This is a genomic window from candidate division KSB1 bacterium (assembly GCA_016214895.1).
GTDB lineage: Bacteria > Electryoneota > RPQS01 > RPQS01 > RPQS01 > JACRMR01.
Genome location: JACRMR010000020.1, coordinates 153428 through 169927, shown reverse-complemented (window position 1 = coordinate 169927; position 16500 = coordinate 153428). Strand labels below are relative to the sequence as shown.

Annotated in this window: 11 protein-coding genes; 5 read left to right on the top strand and 6 right to left on the bottom strand. The window is 60.0% G+C overall.

Annotated features, from left to right (window positions below; genetic code table 11):
• Positions 1-19: 19 nt before the first annotated feature.
• The 5 genes from HZB60_10555 to lgt all read right to left on the bottom strand — a co-directional run bounded on the left by HZB60_10555 (position 20) and on the right by lgt (position 8399).
• A complete protein-coding gene (locus tag HZB60_10555; GenBank protein MBI5060207.1) occupies positions 20-1696 on the bottom strand; it encodes a S41 family peptidase in 1677 nt (558 codons plus the stop codon).
• A 22-nt stretch (positions 1697-1718) separates the two neighbouring features.
• Positions 1719-6083 (bottom strand): T9SS type A sorting domain-containing protein, encoded by a 4365-nt coding sequence (locus HZB60_10550; GenBank protein MBI5060206.1) that lies wholly within the window; start codon positions 6081-6083, stop codon positions 1719-1721.
• Positions 6084-6150: 67 nt separating this feature from the next.
• The gene (gene tmk, locus HZB60_10545; protein ID MBI5060205.1) at positions 6151-6765 is read right to left on the bottom strand and encodes a dTMP kinase; all 615 of its coding nucleotides are present in this window, start codon (positions 6763-6765) and stop codon (positions 6151-6153) included.
• A 6-nt stretch (positions 6766-6771) separates the two neighbouring features.
• Positions 6772-7557 carry a glutaminyl-peptide cyclotransferase gene (locus tag HZB60_10540; protein MBI5060204.1) on the bottom strand — a complete coding sequence of 262 codons (786 nt, stop codon included), beginning with the start codon at positions 7555-7557 and terminating at the stop codon, positions 6772-6774.
• Complete coding sequence (gene lgt, locus HZB60_10535) at positions 7554-8399, bottom strand: prolipoprotein diacylglyceryl transferase (protein MBI5060203.1); 846 nt, start codon at positions 8397-8399, stop codon at positions 7554-7556. Before lgt ends, HZB60_10540 begins: the two co-directional genes overlap by 4 nt.
• Before the next feature lie 367 nt (positions 8400-8766).
• Between lgt and HZB60_10530 the strand changes: the two genes are divergently transcribed.
• Together HZB60_10530 and HZB60_10525 are read left to right on the top strand one after the other, a co-directional pair.
• Positions 8767-9702 carry a T9SS type A sorting domain-containing protein gene (locus tag HZB60_10530; protein MBI5060202.1) on the top strand — a complete coding sequence of 312 codons (936 nt, stop codon included), beginning with the start codon at positions 8767-8769 and terminating at the stop codon, positions 9700-9702.
• Positions 9703-9817: 115 nt separating this feature from the next.
• Positions 9818-10753, top strand: coding sequence for an AraC family transcriptional regulator (locus HZB60_10525; GenBank protein ID MBI5060201.1), 936 nt, complete (start codon positions 9818-9820; stop codon positions 10751-10753).
• Positions 10754-10843: 90 nt separating this feature from the next.
• Here the strand turns inward: HZB60_10525 and HZB60_10520 are convergent, their stop codons facing one another.
• Entirely contained in the window at positions 10844-13408 is a 2565-nt protein-coding gene (locus HZB60_10520; GenBank protein MBI5060200.1) for a response regulator, read from the bottom strand.
• A 530-nt stretch (positions 13409-13938) separates the two neighbouring features.
• Here HZB60_10520 and HZB60_10515 point away from each other — a divergent pair.
• From HZB60_10515 to HZB60_10505, 3 genes are all read left to right on the top strand, one after another.
• Complete coding sequence (locus HZB60_10515) at positions 13939-15450, top strand: aldehyde dehydrogenase family protein (GenBank protein ID MBI5060199.1); 1512 nt, start codon at positions 13939-13941, stop codon at positions 15448-15450.
• Between the two features lie 243 nt (positions 15451-15693).
• Positions 15694-15951, top strand: a complete 258-nt coding sequence (locus HZB60_10510; protein ID MBI5060198.1) for a hypothetical protein — start codon at positions 15694-15696, stop codon at positions 15949-15951.
• 30 nt (positions 15952-15981) lie between these two features.
• Positions 15982-16497 carry a DUF488 domain-containing protein gene (locus tag HZB60_10505; GenBank protein MBI5060197.1) on the top strand — a complete coding sequence of 172 codons (516 nt, stop codon included), beginning with the start codon at positions 15982-15984 and terminating at the stop codon, positions 16495-16497.
• The last annotated feature ends 3 nt before the right edge of the window (positions 16498-16500 follow it).

The following is a 16500-nucleotide window of genomic DNA, read 5'->3' as shown; positions in this document are numbered from 1 at the left end:
CGGATTCGCCGCCGTCAGCTTACTGCTTCTTTGCCGCTGAATCATCCACCGCCAGTACTTTTCCGTACTCGTCGCGACTTTCGAGCACCTCCACCGCTTTCTGAATCTGCGAATCGTCGTCGAACGTCGCCTCGATGCGCCCGCGCGGTCCCCATAAACTCGTCGCAATCTCCTGTTCGATGCTGCGACGAATAAAATCGCGCTCGGCGGCGAAATCCTGATCACGGCGTTTGCTCAACAACTGCTCAAGATGGTCAAAATCCGCGCTCGAACTGTCCGCGAGTCCGGCATCTTCCAGCATTTTCTTGAGCGCCATTACTTCCTGGTGCCCGTCCACATCGTAACTGAATCCGCGTGCCAGCAGCCAGGCTCGAAAATTCGCCATCGTACCGTCATCCAGCTTCTCGGATGTCAGCGTGGGATGAGTGGCACGGTATTCTGTCGCATAGTCAAAGAACAATCCCTGACGCCAAAGTTCCGTGCCGAGCGGACCGGGTTTGGGAGTCGCGACCTCGAGATCAGGATCGATGCCGCCGCCGCCTTCGACCGGCCGACCGTTACGGGTGACGAAGCTGCCGGCGCGGTTTTCCGAGGCGGGGAGGACGATCACGCTGTCCTGGTCGTGGAAATAGTCAACGCGCTGAATCAGGCGGCCGGACGGCGTGTAGTACTTCGCCGTCGTCAGTTTCAGCGCTTCACCCGTTTCAAACGCGATCACGGATTGCACCAGGCCCTTGCCGAACGTGGTTTCGCCGATAATCACGCCGCGATCGAGGTCCTGCACCGCCCCGGCCACAATCTCCGCCGCCGAAGCGGAACCGCCATCGACGAGCACGGCCAGCGGTATGTCGCCCGCCACGGGATCGGCAGGCATGCGGAAGACTTGTCCCGCTTCCGCACCGCGACCGCGCACGGCGAGCACCTCTTCACCCTTGCCGCAAAACCGCTGCAACACACCAATCGCCGAACTCAGAAGTCCACCCGGATTGCCGCGCAAGTCGAGAATCAGCGACGTCATGCCGCCTTCCTTGAGTTCCCGGATCGCCGCTTCCAGCTCGTCCGGCGCCCGCCGCGAAAAATGCGAAAGCTTGAGATAGCCCACGCCCGGCTTCACGAAACCGGAGTACGGGACATCTTTGATATCAATGTCGCGGCGCGTGATCACGAATTCGATCGGTTCGGAACTGCCCGTCCGCTCAATCGTCAGACTCACCTCCGTGCCCGGCTCGCCGCGCAGCAAATGCGCGGCGTCGTTGGTCGAAAATCCCAGCGTCGATTTGCCGTCAATCGCCAATACGCGGTCACCGTTGCGAATACCTACGCGCTGCGCCGGCGAATCGTCCATGGCCGAAATCACGGTCAGCACTTTGTCCGTGCCGCGCACGCCGATCTCCAACCCCACGCCGCCGTACTTGCCCTGCGTGATCACGTCGAGATCGTCCGTCTCGTCTTCGGCGATGAACACCGTGTACGGATCGAGTGTCGAGAGCATGCCGTCGATGCCCGCCTGAATAAACTGGTTCGGGTCGATCGTATCGACATACTTCAAGGTGATTTCGCGGTACACGTCGCCGAACAGATTGATGTTGTGTCGAATCTGCTCGTACAGCGTATCCTGCGCCGAAGGCCGTCCGGCCCAGACCGAGCTTGCGCCCAACCAGAACGCCGCCAGCGTAACCCACAAACGCTTCGTCATGGAGTCCTCGAAAAGATATCCTTCATTTCAACAACAACAGCTTGCGCGTGGCGGAATATCCCTCCGCCTGCAGGCTTACAAAATACACTCCCGCGGCCAATCCGTGGGCATCAAAAGTCAGGCGGTGTGATCCGGCCTCCAGTGGCGATTCGATCAACGTCGCGGTGGCCCGACCGGTCACATCGTAGACGCGCATCGATACCGCGCTCGGGCGCGGTAAGTCAAAGGAAATCGTCGTCGACGAGTTAAACGGATTGGGATAGATCGCCCGCAAGGCAAACTCGCGCGGCAACTCGGTCGTGCGGTTCGCCGTCGCCTGCGTCGTGTCCAGAACGAATGGATCTTGCTCGATACTGCGCACCGCAAGCGGAGGATAGAGCGAATTAGCCAGCACATGCCAGTAGTAGGAAACATGCTCACGCTGGTCGAGCACATTGACATTCGTCGTAAAGTGTGTGAACGGCCCGGCGGCAAGTGTGGCCACCGTATCCAGTTCCTGCGTCAACGAGTCGTAGCTGAGGAACTGCAAGTCAAACGTGATGTGCTCGCCCGAATCCGGATCGACGGTCGCCTGCCATCGAAACTCCACGAGGCCGCCGAGCGTCGCGCCACTGGGCGGCGCCGTCAAATGGAAAGGCCGCGGAAGGCTGCGCGGCGGTCCCATGATCCAAACGAGCTGGCGAGTCTCCGCGCTGAAAACCTCGCCCTGCGGTTGAGAACTGCGCGCCGTAGCGTGCCAGTCCAGGTGAGTCCAGCGGCCGTGCTCCAGCGAATCAAACGTAGCCGTCACACAGGTGTCCGTGCCGGTGTCCAGCGAGCGCAGCTCCGTCACCTGATGCGTCACGCTGTCCTCGACGGTAACGACGAGTCGGTAGCGCACGGTGTCGCCCGGATCACGATCCGTGGTCGAATGCCAGCAGAACCGCTGCGCCGGCAGCTGAAGTGTGTCCTCGTCGGCGGGGCTGATTAGATTGAACGGTGCGGGCGGTGTGTAGCGCCAGGGATAGAATTGCCGAATCTGCGCGCTGCGCGTGGTGGCTTCCGGAAGTTGCGTGTGAGCCAGCGCGTACCAATGAGTGGTCGCGTGGTCAACCCGCGGCAGAGAATCAATATCAATCCAACGACTGGTGGATGGACCGGTGAAGTACGTGGCCAGGGTTTGCCACGTCTGTTGGATTGTATCGAGTGCCGCGAATTCCACTTCGTACCAAATGACCTCGCCGGTGTCCGGATCAACGGCTGTTTCCCAAGAAAACTCCGTGAGTCCGCGCAGCGTATCTCCCGCATCCGGAGCCAGCAAATTGAAGGGCGGCGGTGAGGCATAGTTCCACGGGTAATACCGTCGCGTCTCGGCGCTACGCGTGGTGTAGCGGGGATAGTGCGAATGCGCCAACACATACCAGTAGTATGCGGCCCGCTCGCGTCGCGGAAGTGAATCTATGTTAACCGCGCGCTGCGTGAGCTGTCCTGCATCGTGGGTGACCAGAACCTCCCAGGCCTGCGCAAACGTATCCAACGCCGCGAATTCCAACTCGTACCAGATAGACTCGCCGGTGTCCGGATCCACGGCCGCTTCCCAGGAAAATACAACGCTGTCGCGCAGCGTGTCGCCGGCGCCCGGTGCAGTCAGCGCAAACGGCTCCGGGGTCGAGAACGGCGAGGTCGTAAAGAACGCGCCGATATCGGCAAGCGAGCCATCGGGATCAGGCGCCAGCTCCGGAGAACCGGCGTCGATACACGGCGATAGCGCCTGCACATGATAGTCGCGGTTCTCAGCATCCTCGAACCACGGATCCAAGCTGACGTTGGAATAGATGTCGCAGGAGTCGCCCCGCGCATTCAGGGTTGCGATCATGCCGAGGTCCGGTGGAAACTCAGGGGGGTTCCCTGGACCACCAAGATCAGAATCCGAGTTTCCGTAAGTGTCGCAGTACATGAACTCAACGGAGTCCACATCAGGGGCAAAGTAAATACCAACGCCGACGGAGCGGCTGACCACGGTCGAGTTCATTACCAAGCCGCTGCCCGTGGAATATATTCCCCCGCCGGAGCTGCCCGTGTTGTCAACCACGGTGCACCGTTCCAGATCTCCGCCAAGCCACGCGTAAACGCCGCCGCCGAATCCGCTCTGATTATGCGCGATCAGGCACCGCGAAAACACGGGATGACCGCCCGCACCGTACATCGCCACACCGCCCCCGCGGGTTTCGGCGGCGTTTTCCGTGATCCAACACGAATCGAATTCCGAACGGAAATAGGCCACTATGCCGCCGCCCTCCGAGCTCGCACGATTTAACTGAAACGTGCAGCCGTACACGCGACAATCGTCGGCGGCGAGGTGCAGTCCGGCGCCCGAACGGGAGCTGTTCCCGATGATTCGGCAGTTGAGAAACTCCGAACCGGAGGATTGAAAGTACACTCCGCCGCCGTTCGAGGCCGACATGTTCGAGTCAAACACACAATCCGAGACGAACTGCGCATCTGAACTGCCCACGAACAGCCCACCGCCCTGACCGCCCGGATTGGCCGCGCGATTGAGCAGGAACCGACAGTATTGCATGACTACCGAGGCCGAGCCGTCGATGGCCATGCCACCGCCATACAATACCGCGGCATTGTACCGAAGCTCACAGTGGCTGATCTCCAGCGCGGCTGAATTCGCGACCTCCAGACCACCTCCACGCGAGGCCGGGTTGCCGGACGCTCCGCCGTACTCGACTACGCAGTAGCGCATGCGTGACGTCCGCAGTCCGTCGAGCGACAACATTCGTACACCGAACCAACCACTCGTATCGGTCGGCTGGGAGCGCGTAAAATAGATCGAGTCCGTTTCCGTACCCTCGGCGAGCAGCGTTCCCAGCACGCTTAACTTCGCTCCCGGGGGAAAGAGCATCCGCGTGCCGGGAGCGATCGTCAGCGAGTCGCCCGCGTTGATCACCAGATCACAGCCGGCCGTAACGTCCCCGGGGCCGATCAGACCGGCAACCGGTCCGCAAAGAAAATGGTGCGTGCCGCCGATCTCGCTCTCAAATGCGCCGATGTCGGGCATCGTGAACTCCGGAAACGGGCGCTCGACCTGCTGAATATCCTCGGCGAGGATGCCGCCCAGCGCCGCGCCGATGCACGGGCTGGTGTCGCGTAACCGATAGTTGCCGGTCAGTGAGTCCATGAATTGCGGATCGGCGAAGATATTTCCGAGTCGGTCACACGGATAATCATTCGCGTTCAGAGAATCGACCACACCGAAGTGCTCCGAAAACGGAATCCCGCCGACATCACCAAGCGTGTTGTTCCAATATGCACACGCACGCACGCTGGCCGAATCCGGGCTGATCGGGTTAATCTCCAGGGCTGCGCCCCCGGTCGTGCCGGCAACGATGCTGTTGATGAGTTCGATCGGTCCGCGGTTGCACCAAATGGCCCCACCCACGGCGGCTGCATTGCCAGACAGCGTGCAATGATAGAAGCGCGCGTAGCGCCCGGCACTCACCACCGTGTTGCAACAGCCCCCGGAGTCCGCGCTATTGGAATCAAAAACGCAATTCTCAAAGGTCATCCGCCAGTCCCGGCCGAAAACGCCGCCGCCGCGCGAACCGGCCTGATTGTTAGCCACGTAACACCTGCGGGCGACGATGTTCGACCCACTGTGCGAGCCACACACCGCACCGCCGTCGAAGACGGCTATGTTACGCTCGATTCGACAATCCTCCAATACCAGATAGGAGTCGTTTCGCACAAACAGCGCTCCGCCGTACAGTGCGGAGCGGTTGTCTCGCATCACCGTCCGGCGAATCACGCCCGATGAATTGCGGATCAGTAGCGCGCCCCCGCCCTGGCCCGCGGTGCAGCGCTCGATTACGCAGTCCTCAAGCAGGGGATTGCTGCCTTCGCGGACATGAATCGCCCCGCCATCGACCGCCGCCTGACACCGCCGAAACGTCGTGCGTCGAATCGTCATCGTGGTCGTCTGCATGTCAATGCCGCCGCCCGCGCGATCCGCGCCCTCCAGAATGGCCTTGCCGTTTTCGATCACGCAATAGTTGAGTTCGCTGGAATTATGCGCCGACACGAAGCGCAGGCCTTGCCACCGCGCCGGGTTGGCCAGCGTGTCCGTCGTAAACCGGATTGAATCCTCCGCGACCCCCAGCGCGCGTAAGGCCCCGCGCACATTGAAATGGTATTGCCCGGCGAAGGAGACCGTGACTCCCGGTCCGATGATCAACGTGCCGCCACTTGGCACCGAGACATCGCCCGTAATCACATACGGGCTTTGCGGAGATATCCACAGGCCCGTGACATCTCCGCTCGTCACCCAGGTCGTATCGGCATAGGCCGAACTGTTGATGAGACTCAAGAGTCCCACGATCGTCCAGAGTACGCGTCGCATGATTGTCTCCGGTATCTATAAGAATTGCCGCCACCCCGCAATCGGCTCGAGGTGGTCCTGGGGTAACTTACAACTTACCCCGAATCCGCCGCTGAATCCGCGCGAACACCTCTTCCACGCTGCCGCTCGCGTCTATCCGGACCACGCGCTCCGGGAACTTCTTGCTGATGTTCACATACGTAGTGCGCACGCGGTCAAAGAAATCGTGCGCATTCTGTTCGAGTCGATCCGGTTGTTCGTGTGCGCGCCGCGTTTGCGAGGTCGCCCAGTCCAAATCGAGATAGATCGTCAGGTCGGGAACCAGTCCGCCCGTGACAAACGGATGAATAGCCGCAATAACCTCCGCGCCGATCTCGCGCCCGCCGCCCTGATAGGCCGTCGAAGAATCCATGTAACGATCAAGGATCATCACCGAACGCTCGTTCAACAAGTAAGGCCGCACGACCGCTTCCACGAGCTGAGCGCGGGAGGCGGAATAGAGCAGATACTCGGCCCGCGGATGCATGGCGGTCCACCGGGGATCCAACAAGATCGCGCGAATGGCCTCGCCGAGATCCGTTCCACCCGGCTCGCGGCGCACCAGCACGGAATAGCCTTCGTCTTTCAGCCAGCGTTCGGTCAGTCCGATCTGCGTCGATTTGCCCGACCCGTCAATCCCTTCGAACGTCAAAAATAGACCCATGAGTTGCTATGGTGAAAGCCGGACCCGAAACAGGGTCGGCCAGTGCTTGCCTGTCAGCAGAAACTCGCCCGTGGCGCGATCGATCGCGATGCCGTTGAGGGGTAATTGCTCCGCATCGCCCGGAACCGCCGCGCGCAGCCGCGCACAATCGATCACTGCCGTGGTCTCGCCCGATTGCGGGTCGATTTCCAACAGGCAGTCCACGCCCAACACGTTGGCATAGACCCGGCCGTTCGCGTACTCCAGTTCATTCAGGTTGTTCAGCCGGCCCTGGCCGAATTGTACCGGCTGGATGCGCGTCAACGTGAAATCAGACGCCGCGCGAAACAACAAATTGGTCGTCCCGTCGCTCATGATGAACGACGCCCCGTCGTGCGTCAACCCCCAGCCATCCTCCGAGTATGCCCACATGCCGCTGCGCTCCAGCGTTTTCAAATCGTAGAGAAACGCCGTATGTTCCTGCCACGTGAGCTGGATCAACCGGTCATTCATCACCGTCAGCCCCTCGGCAAAGAAACCGGCGGGCAGTGCAACCGTCCGCAGCACCACACCGGATTTCGGATCGAGCGCGCGCAACGAAGATTGCCCATAGAGACCCGTACTCTCATACAGCACACCGTCGTACAATTCCAGTCCCTGCGTGAAGCTCGCCGTGTCGTGCGGAAGTTCGGCTGTGATCTCGATCTGCCGCACAGCGATCCCCATGCGCGCGCCCACCGCCGCGAGATCAAGACCAAAACCGGACACCGCCAAGAACAAGAGGCTCGTCGCTACGCAGATGAATCGCATCATGAGATGCGAACCTTGGCATGCTCAGCGGCGCGCTGCTCCGACGGTCTCGGCAGCGGCAACCTGCGGAACAGCAGAACCAGCCCGGTGAGCGCCAACCCGAGCGACACGAGTTGGGAGATCGTGATTCGCAGGGACGCACCTTGAAACACGATCATGCTCTGCTCGTACCAGCGCAGGCTCTCAACGTAGAACCGCCCGGTGCCGTTCAACAGCAGAAACCAGCCGGTCACGCGACCGATCCCGCGCGGTCTGCGATCTATCCCCAGCAGGAAACCGAAGGTCAGCAACATCCACAGGCATTCATATAGTTGCGTCGGATGCAGGCAAGTCTCAGGAAAGACCCCGCCCGCAATACTCTCGGCGGGAAAGTGCATGCACCACGGAAGCTCCGTGGGCAGGCCGAAACAACAGCCGTTGAAAAAACATCCGATGCGCCCAATCGCAATGCCCAGCGCGAGCGACGGGACAAAGATGTCCGTCGTCACGAGGAACGGCACTTGGCGACGTCGGCCGAAAACGTAGGCGGTCGCGAACCCGGCGACCACTCCGCCCAATAACACGAGTCCCGCGATTCCGATCTTGCCATTGTGCTGAATCGGCGAGATCGCGTCGAGCGGATATTGCCTGAACTCCTCCAAATGAGTAAACACGTAGCTGATGCGCGCACCCAACAGCGAAAAGATCAGAATCATGACCGACAGATCCATCGCGTACTTGTCGCCCAACCCGCGCGCGCCACTGCGCTGCATTGCAATCCAAATGCCCAGCCCGAAGGCGACAGCCATCGCCAAGCCGTAACTATGCAGCGCAAAAGGCCCGATTTCGAATAGAATAGGGTGCATGAACTAAACGCCTGGTCCCAATCGCTTGTTGACGTCGCGCCCCGGTCCGAGCGGGTTGCGCCCGTGTCCGTTTCCGCTCGCCAAGTTGAGTGCAATCTATAATATACGGCAATTCTGCGCCCCGTTCAAGCTGAGCACACACACCGGCCCATGCCTTAAACCTCCCAGCCGCAGCCGCACAGTCACCGATCACTATCTGAAATTAGTCCAAATTGCCACGAATTGCTCACCGCCGACTGCTGAAGCCGGGGGGCAGTTTGACTCTGTGGTTCGTTTTTTGTACAATATGAATAATCAGATATGTCCTCAAAGGAAGGGGAACGAGATGCATCCGCGCCGACTTTTTTGTGCACTTCTACTATTGACCATGCCGGCCGTTTCCGCCCGGGCATTTACACTGTCCGGAGAGGTTATTGGCGGTGACGGCTTCCCGCTCCGCTGGATCTACGCCGTTCCCACGACGCTCGACACGTTCTTCATCACCGTGGCGAACCCGTTCAATCTGGAGTATTCCTTCGCCGGGTTGGATGCGGGCGGGTATCTGATCATGGCGTATCAGGATCTGAATACGAACCTGCTGCCGGATCTGGACGAACCGCGTGGCTTCTACGGAGACACGGGTGTGCCAACGGTCCTGCAATTAACATCAGATACCGCCGGGATCGACATCACCCTGAGCCCCCCGAATACCGGCGGGTTTAGCGGCACGATCACCTACGCCGGAGCCGAAACCGGTGGAACTTTCATTCAAGCCTTTCACACTCCGACCTTCGACGCGGTTCCGGCGGGCATCGGGTTCCTGTTGACCGACACCGGCAACGGCGACTACACGGCGTTCGTGGACAGCTTCGGAACCTATTATGCCCGCGCGTTCATGGACCTGAATAACAACTTCACTCCGGATCCGGGCGAACCGCAAGATATCTTCGGCGGCGCCACTCCCGCGCCCATCGAAGTCGAACAAACCAATTTCCCGGACAACGTCGATTTTACACTCGAAGTCGGGAACGCCGCGGACCCCCCACTGCCGCCATTGCCCGGCAACCTGCACGTCGGTGACGTCTATCCCAATCCGTTTAACCAAAGCGCAACGATTCCCTTCGAGTTGAGTGCGCGAGCGCATGTCAACGTGACCCTGTTTGACCTGATGGGACGCGCGATCGGCACGCTCGCTTCCGGAGAGTTTGCCGCAGGGCCGCATCGCGTGACCATTGAGGGACACAAGTGGGCGTCTGGAATCTACTGGGTGGAGGTCACGAGCGCCGGGGTCTCGCGGGGCAAACGGCTGGTCCTGCTGAAATGACCGGTCTCCCTTCCAATGAGCAAAATCCCCCCGAACACCCGGGGGGATTCACATTTGCGCAAAATCGGTCGGGTATTGCGCGGCACAACTCCCTAAATTAGGCGCCAGGTATTCAATGAAGGAAAGTACCGAACAGGACTACCGCACACGGCTGCTGCGCGTACTCGTGCACATCCAGACCCATCTCGACGAAGCGATCGAGCTGGATCAACTCGCGGCCATCGCCAATTTCTCGCCCTATCACTTTCACCGCATATTTCGCGGCATGACCGGCGAATCGGTCATGGACCATGTGCGGCGATTGCGTCTGGAGCGGGCCGCGGTTATGCTGAAGCTGGAACAGGATTCCGTGACCCAGATTGCCTTTCAGGCCGGGTACGAAACACTCGATGCCTTTTCGCGGTCATTCGGCGCCATGTTCGGACATCCGCCTTCGGAATATCGCAAGCAGAAGTCGCCGCCGGCTGTGACGCGGAATCGGATTCCGTTCAGTGTGCGCGGACAAGTGGAACTTGACCGATTACCGCAAGGAGAATCCGAAATGGACGTCGCGATCAAAACGATTGAACCGATCACCGTCATCTTTGTGCGGGCCTCCGGCCCCTACGGGTGCCCGGCCATCGGCGCGGCATGGCAAACGTTGTTTCAATGGGCGTTTCCCCGGGGACTCGTCCACGGTGTGCCCAAAATGCTCGGAATCTGCCACGATGACCCCGAGGTAACCCCGCCCGAGAAGATCCGCTATGATGCATGTCTCGTGGTGGATCGCGAAGTCACCGCCGCGGGAGTCGTCGGTGTACAAACGGTCGGCGGCGGCGAGTTCGCCGTCGCGGTTCACAAGGGTTCCTACAACAAACTGGGTGAGACCTACACAGAGCTGTGCGGACGCTGGATTCCGAATTCGAACTACCGCCTCCGTTCCTCGGCAGGCCTCGAATTCTACCTCAACAATCCGCAAAGCACGAACGAAGATGAGCTGTTGACCGAGGTCTGCATGCCTGTCGAGCGCGACGGAGCACTATCGATTTCCGGGGCGAATTCCGTCGTGTAACGCGGAGCTCCAGCGGGAGAGTGATCACAGCACCTCAGAGGCGACCGGCGGGTCGCCTCTGTTTCAATTGTCCTCAGAAGAGTCGTGCAATCAGGAGATCGCCGCCGCCGTGATGCAGCGCTGGACCGCGTTGTGCAAATCGCGCGCGAGAATCGGCTTCATCACGATTTCGCGAAAACCGTATCGACGATAGTTCTTCTGCGTCACCGTCTCACTGAATCCGGTCATGAGGATGATCGGTGTGTCGGGACGAAGCAGAAGAATCTCGGACCCAAGCTGAGCGCCGGTCATGTGCGGCATGGTCTGATCTGTGATCACGACGTCAAATTTCGCCGGATCCTCGCGGAAATTGGCCAACGCATCAGCCGCCGTACAGCAGGCGACGACCTCGTAGCCCAGGAATTCGAGCATCTCCTTTGCCATATCAACATTGTCCGGTTCGTCGTCCACCAGCAGAATCACACCCTGCCCGCCCATCGGCCCATCCGGCTGCGGAGTGTCGGTTTCAACGAAGGCCTCCGTGCAGGGCAATTCAATCTCAAAGCGCGTCCCTTGGCCAAGTTCACTACTCGCCGAAATCACGCCACCGTGTGACTTGACGATTCCGTGCACAACGGACAACCCCAGTCCGGTGCCTTCGCCGGGCTTCTTCGTCGTGAAGAACGGCTCGAACGCCCGGTCAAGCGTCGCCTGATCCATGCCCTCGCCCGTGTCCTCGACGATCAGACGAACGTAGGCGCCGGGGGGGAGCGTCTGAGCTCCGGCCTCCGTCGTCGCGTCGAGCTCGAATCTGATGAGTTCGATTGACAACGTGCCGCCGTTCGCGCGCATGGCATGCGCGGCATTCGTGCATAGATTCATTAACACCTGGTGAATCTGCGTCGGATCACAGTTCACCGGAGGGACGTTGGTGTCGATGTCCTCGACAATTTCAATGGTCGAAGGAATCGATGCCCGCAGCAGTTTGGTTGCTTCCTTGACGATCAGCTGGACCAGCATCGGGCGATGCTCCTGTTCCGTCTGCCGGCTGAACGTAAGAATTTGCTTGACCAAATCCTTGGCGCGCAGCGCGGCACGCGAGATACTCTCGATGTGCGTGCGGGTCGGATTCTCGGGTGGCAACTGCAACAGCGTCATGTCCGCATAGCCCAGGATCGGCGTCAAAATGTTATTGAAGTCGTGCGCCACGCCGCCCGCCAGCGTGCCGATGGTCTCGAGCTTTTGGGACCGACGCAACTGCTGCTCAAACTGATCCCGCTCGGCCTCGGATTTGCGCTGCCGGGAAACATCCCGGAAGCTCCAGACTCTGCCCACGATCTCCCGGCCTACGCGCTGCGGCTGCGAGTAGCGCTCGAAGACCCGGCCATCCAGAAACGCGACGACTTCAAAGCTGGACTCTTCAGGATGATTGTACAACTCATTGACCCGCGAGAGGAATTCCTCCGGGCACGACAGCTGAACGAGAACGTGATTGAGCAGCGCCTGGTCGTCCCGCGTCGAAATCAGCTCCGGCGGAATTTGCCACATGTCGATGAACCGACGGTTGTAGCTGCTGACTCTGCCGTCAGCGGCTACCACCAAAATACCGTCCGCGGTCGAGTCCAGCGTCGCCTCCAGCAGCGAGACCGAGCGCCGACCCTCGAGCTCGGCCTGTTCCTGCCGCACCATCGCCTGGATCAACGAGTCCCGTTGCGCGAAAAATTCGCGGATCAGACGGGAGATCGTGCCAAATTCGGTCCGGCGATCCAGCAGCGCAGTGAGTGCTGTCGGATCGCCGTCCCGGAGCGCGCTCGAAATCATGGCCAGCGGCTTGCTCACCGAATTCAACATGAAAAGTGCGACGATGCCGAGCATCGCCAACGATAGCAGGATCGTGCCCCAATACATCAACCGCATGAACCCCATGAAACTGGCGCCCACGGGAAACTCGCTGCTCGAGCAGATCACCACCAGCGGCTGGCTGTCCCACCCCGTGAGCGTATCCTGAATGATGATCGACGCGGGAATTCGATGGGTCGTCACTTGGTCCTGGCACGCCTCGCCGACCGGGACCAGCCGCGTTTCGCTGGACGACAGGCTATTCAGTTCGGAGAGGACCGCCCGGTCCCACAGTCTGCCAATGATGAGATACCCGCGCGGGGCACTCGTTCGCGCGGTGTCGGCAGCCGGTTGAATCGGCGCCGCACAATATTTGACCAGACCGAGCGCGGACAGGCCGAAGAAGTCGGCAAACGGCCGTCCGTCCAGCAGGCGGGCGCACTCTTGCGGTGTTAACGGAAACGCATTCAACTCCGCCTCACCCAGTAGGTTCGTTGCGTAGATGAGTTCCTTTTGCGCATCGAGGATCCATGCGGCCTGCTCTTCATTTGCGCTCAGCGACCGCCGGAGATTTCGCGCCACCCAGGCGGTGTCGCGCGACGCGACGAATTCATTGATCCCGTCCCACTGCGAACATTCGCCCACCATCGTCACCGGACCGTCGCCAAGGAACTTGACGGCTTCCCGCAGTCGCACGCGTTCCGTCGCCGTCCGATCGCGCAGCAGGCTGTGCATCTGCCGCAACTGCGCGTTGCGATAGGCGACGATGATTCCCACCGAGGCTAACGCGATCAGGGCCAGTAAGAGCAAGATTTGGTCACGGACTCGTCGAAACATGTAAGTGCTCCACTATCGGAGTTGAAATAGTTAGGAATAGCGGCGATGGGCCGAACCGCACCGGACCTGATCGTGCGAGCGGACGGCTGACGGATACTGGCGTGCAAATCGGGTTCCATTACTGGTGGGGAAAAGGCAGCAGCAGGAGCCGACTGCGGCGCTTCCGTCAGCTCCTGCCGGGGATGGCTGAACCGGCCTGGTCCGGTAGTACTACTCCAGCGCCGCGACGAGGCAACCCGGAGAGGCGTGTGTCTGTCAGGTTATAAGATATTGTTAAAACAATTCTTAACGAGTACGGAAGGGGTTGACGTTTGCGCCTATGTTTCGTATCTTGTAGAGTTTCGCTAAGTCGGTTCGGAAGGTCCGCCATGAGGCCGGGTTTCCGGCCGCTGACCCGGCGAGCGAAAGCGATGATACCGAGTCCAACAAGGTCCTTTACATAGACCCAAAATCGGAGATTCTTTCCCATGGCTGAGACTGTGACCAAGAAACCGGCTGCCAAAGCCGACAAATCCAAGACAAACGGGAAAATGCAGGGCAAATACCCGTTTAAGCATGACACCAAGACCTACCAAAACTTTATCGCGGGAAAGTGGTGCGATAGCTCCAGCGGCGAAGTGTCGGAAAATCGCAACCCGGCGAACACCGAAGATCTGATCGGGACCTTTCCGCGCTCGACCAAGGAAGACGTTGACAGGGCTGTCAAATCGGCGAAGAAGGCGTTTCAGTGGTGGAGACTCGTTCCTCCGCCGCACAAGGCGAAGATGTTCTACCGCCTCGTCGATATCATGCAGGAGCGGAAAGAGCTGTATGCCTGGCAGATGACGCGTGAGATGGGCAAGCCGATCTTCGAAACGCGCGGCGATGTACAGGAAGGGATCGATACCGCTATGTACGCCTGCGGCGAAGGTTACCGGTTATTCGGCAAGACCGTCCCGAGCGAACTGCCCAATAAGTTTAACATGACGATGCGCTTTCCGATCGGCGTGTGCGGTCTGGTGACGCCGTGGAATTTCCCGATGGCGATTCCGACCTGGAAGATGTTCCCCGCGCTGATGTGCGGCAACACGGTCGTGATTAAGCCCGCCGAAATTACTCCGCTGTCGGTCTGGAATCTCATCAACGCCGTGCTCGATGCCGGCTTCCCGCCGGAAGTTGTGAACGTCGTGTTCGGCTCCGGGTCCAAAGTCGGCAATGCCATCGTCGAGCACCCGGACACTCCGGTCGTGTCATTCACCGGTTCGTGCGGCGTGGGCCGCAAGATCGCGGAACTCGCCGGACCGCGGCTGAAACGACTCGCCATGGAGCTGGGGGGCAAGAACTGCACGCTCATTTGCAACGATGCCAACCTCGAGCTGGCGGTCGATGCCTGTGTCTGGGCGGGATTCGGTACGACCGGGCAGCGCTGCACGGCGTCGTCACGCGTGATCGTCGAAGATGGCATTCACGATGAGTTCGTCGAGAAATTTATCAAGGCGACGAAGAAGCTGAAGATCGGCTACGGCAACGACGAAGGCGTGACCATGGGGCCGGCGGTGTCGGCGGAGCAATTGAAAACGGACCTCGATTACATTGAGATCGGCAAGCAGGATGGTGCCACGCTCGCGTACGGCGGCAAGCGGCTGACGACGCCCGAGCATAAGAACGGCCATTTCCTGCAACCCACGATCTTCACCGGCTGCAAGCCCAAGATGCGCACGTCGCAGGAAGAGATCTTCGGCCCCGTCGTGTCGGTGATCAAGGTCAAGAATTTCGATCAGGCGATTGAAGTCGCGAATGATATCGAGTTCGGCCTGTCCAGCGCCGTGTTCACACAGGACGTGAATCGGGCCTATCGCGCGTTCCGCGATCTGGAAACCGGTTTGACTTATGTCAATGCCGCCACCATCGGCGCGGAAGCTCACATGCCGTTCGGCGGCATGAAGGGCACCGGCAACGGCCACCGCGAAGGCGGCTGGGGCGCCTACGAATTCTATTCCGAGACCAAAGCCTGCTACGTTGATTACTCCGGCAAAATGCAGCGCGCGCAGATCGACGACTGAGCGGCATCGTTGCTGGACCCGTGGTGGCTGCGCCGGGTGCCAGACTGATCGACTAAGTCACGATGGAATGTGGCTTCCCGTATGGCGGTGTGAACTGCCGTACGGGGCAAATATCTGGGGAGCAGATTCTCTCCGACCCCCCTTGGTCCCCCCAGAGACTGGGGGGAGACCCGAATGTCGATTCCGAGTGACCGAGGACGACCGCCGCGACGAGAAGCAGAGTGAAACAACTAAAATAAGCAGATGCCCAACAAAGTTACTTTCGACATTCCCGAGCATGATCTCGGAACCGTTCCGGCGGATTTTCATGTTTACAAAGGCAAGGTTCTGCTCGGCAGGCTGAAAATCGGACGCGGCGGTCTGCGCTGGTTCGACGGACATCATGCCGCGCCCAAGAAAACGATCACCTGGTCCAAGTTCATCAAGCTGATCCACGATCAGAAGGGCCACGAAGTGAAAGCGGTCGCGCACAAGCCCTCCACGAACAAGACGCACAAATAGCCGGCTGCGATTACGGGTGAGGAGGCCACGATGAAAGCTCAGCTTCCGGGTACGCTACGTTTGTTCACCATCGGAGTTTACGGGAGCAACGAAGCCGAGTTCTTCGACCGGATTGTCGAGCATAAAATCGACGTCTTCGTGGACATCAGGGCGCGACGCGGAGTGCGCGGCGCGGAGTACCGCTTCGTAAACAGTACCTATCTGCAGGAGCGGCTGGCGGAGCTGGGCATCGAGTACCATCACGCGCTGGAGTTGGCCACGCCCGATGCGCTCCGCGCGCAGCAGTATGAGGCGGACAAGTACAGCGGCGTCGGCCAACGCTCGCGCGAAGCCCTGGCGCCGGAATTCGTCGCGCAATTCAAGCGGACCGTGCTGCGCGCCGCCAACCTGAAGCGCATTGTCGAGTTCATCGAGGAGCGGCGCGCTCAGGGTGGACCGCTCGCCATCTGCCTGTGCTGTGTGGAAGCGAAGCCTGAAGCCTGTCACCGTTCGTTAGTCGCGGATGCTTTGGGCCAGAAATTCTCCGTGAAACCGCGCCATCTGTAACCA

Bases quoted from the DNA above. Each gene is read 5' to 3' on its own strand.
- HZB60_10505 (MBI5060197.1), top strand. From the start codon at position 15,982: ATGAAAGCTCAGCTTCCGGGTACGCTACGTTTGTTCACCATCGGAGTT.
- HZB60_10530 (MBI5060202.1), top strand. From the start codon at position 8,767: ATGCCGGCCGTTTCCGCCCGGGCATTTACACTGTCCGGAGAGGTTATT.
- HZB60_10540 (MBI5060204.1), bottom strand. From the start codon at position 7,557: ATGATGCGATTCATCTGCGTAGCGACGAGCCTCTTGTTCTTGGCGGTG.
- tmk (MBI5060205.1), bottom strand. From the start codon at position 6,765: ATGGGTCTATTTTTGACGTTCGAAGGGATTGACGGGTCGGGCAAATCG.
- HZB60_10510 (MBI5060198.1), top strand. From the start codon at position 15,694: ATGCCCAACAAAGTTACTTTCGACATTCCCGAGCATGATCTCGGAACC.
- HZB60_10555 (MBI5060207.1), bottom strand. From the start codon at position 1,696: ATGACGAAGCGTTTGTGGGTTACGCTGGCGGCGTTCTGGTTGGGCGCA.
- HZB60_10525 (MBI5060201.1), top strand. From the start codon at position 9,818: ATGAAGGAAAGTACCGAACAGGACTACCGCACACGGCTGCTGCGCGTA.
- lgt (MBI5060203.1), bottom strand. From the start codon at position 8,399: ATGCACCCTATTCTATTCGAAATCGGGCCTTTTGCGCTGCATAGTTAC.
- HZB60_10515 (MBI5060199.1), top strand. From the start codon at position 13,939: ATGCAGGGCAAATACCCGTTTAAGCATGACACCAAGACCTACCAAAAC.
- HZB60_10520 (MBI5060200.1), bottom strand. From the start codon at position 13,408: ATGTTTCGACGAGTCCGTGACCAAATCTTGCTCTTACTGGCCCTGATC.
- HZB60_10550 (MBI5060206.1), bottom strand. From the start codon at position 6,083: ATGCGACGCGTACTCTGGACGATCGTGGGACTCTTGAGTCTCATCAAC.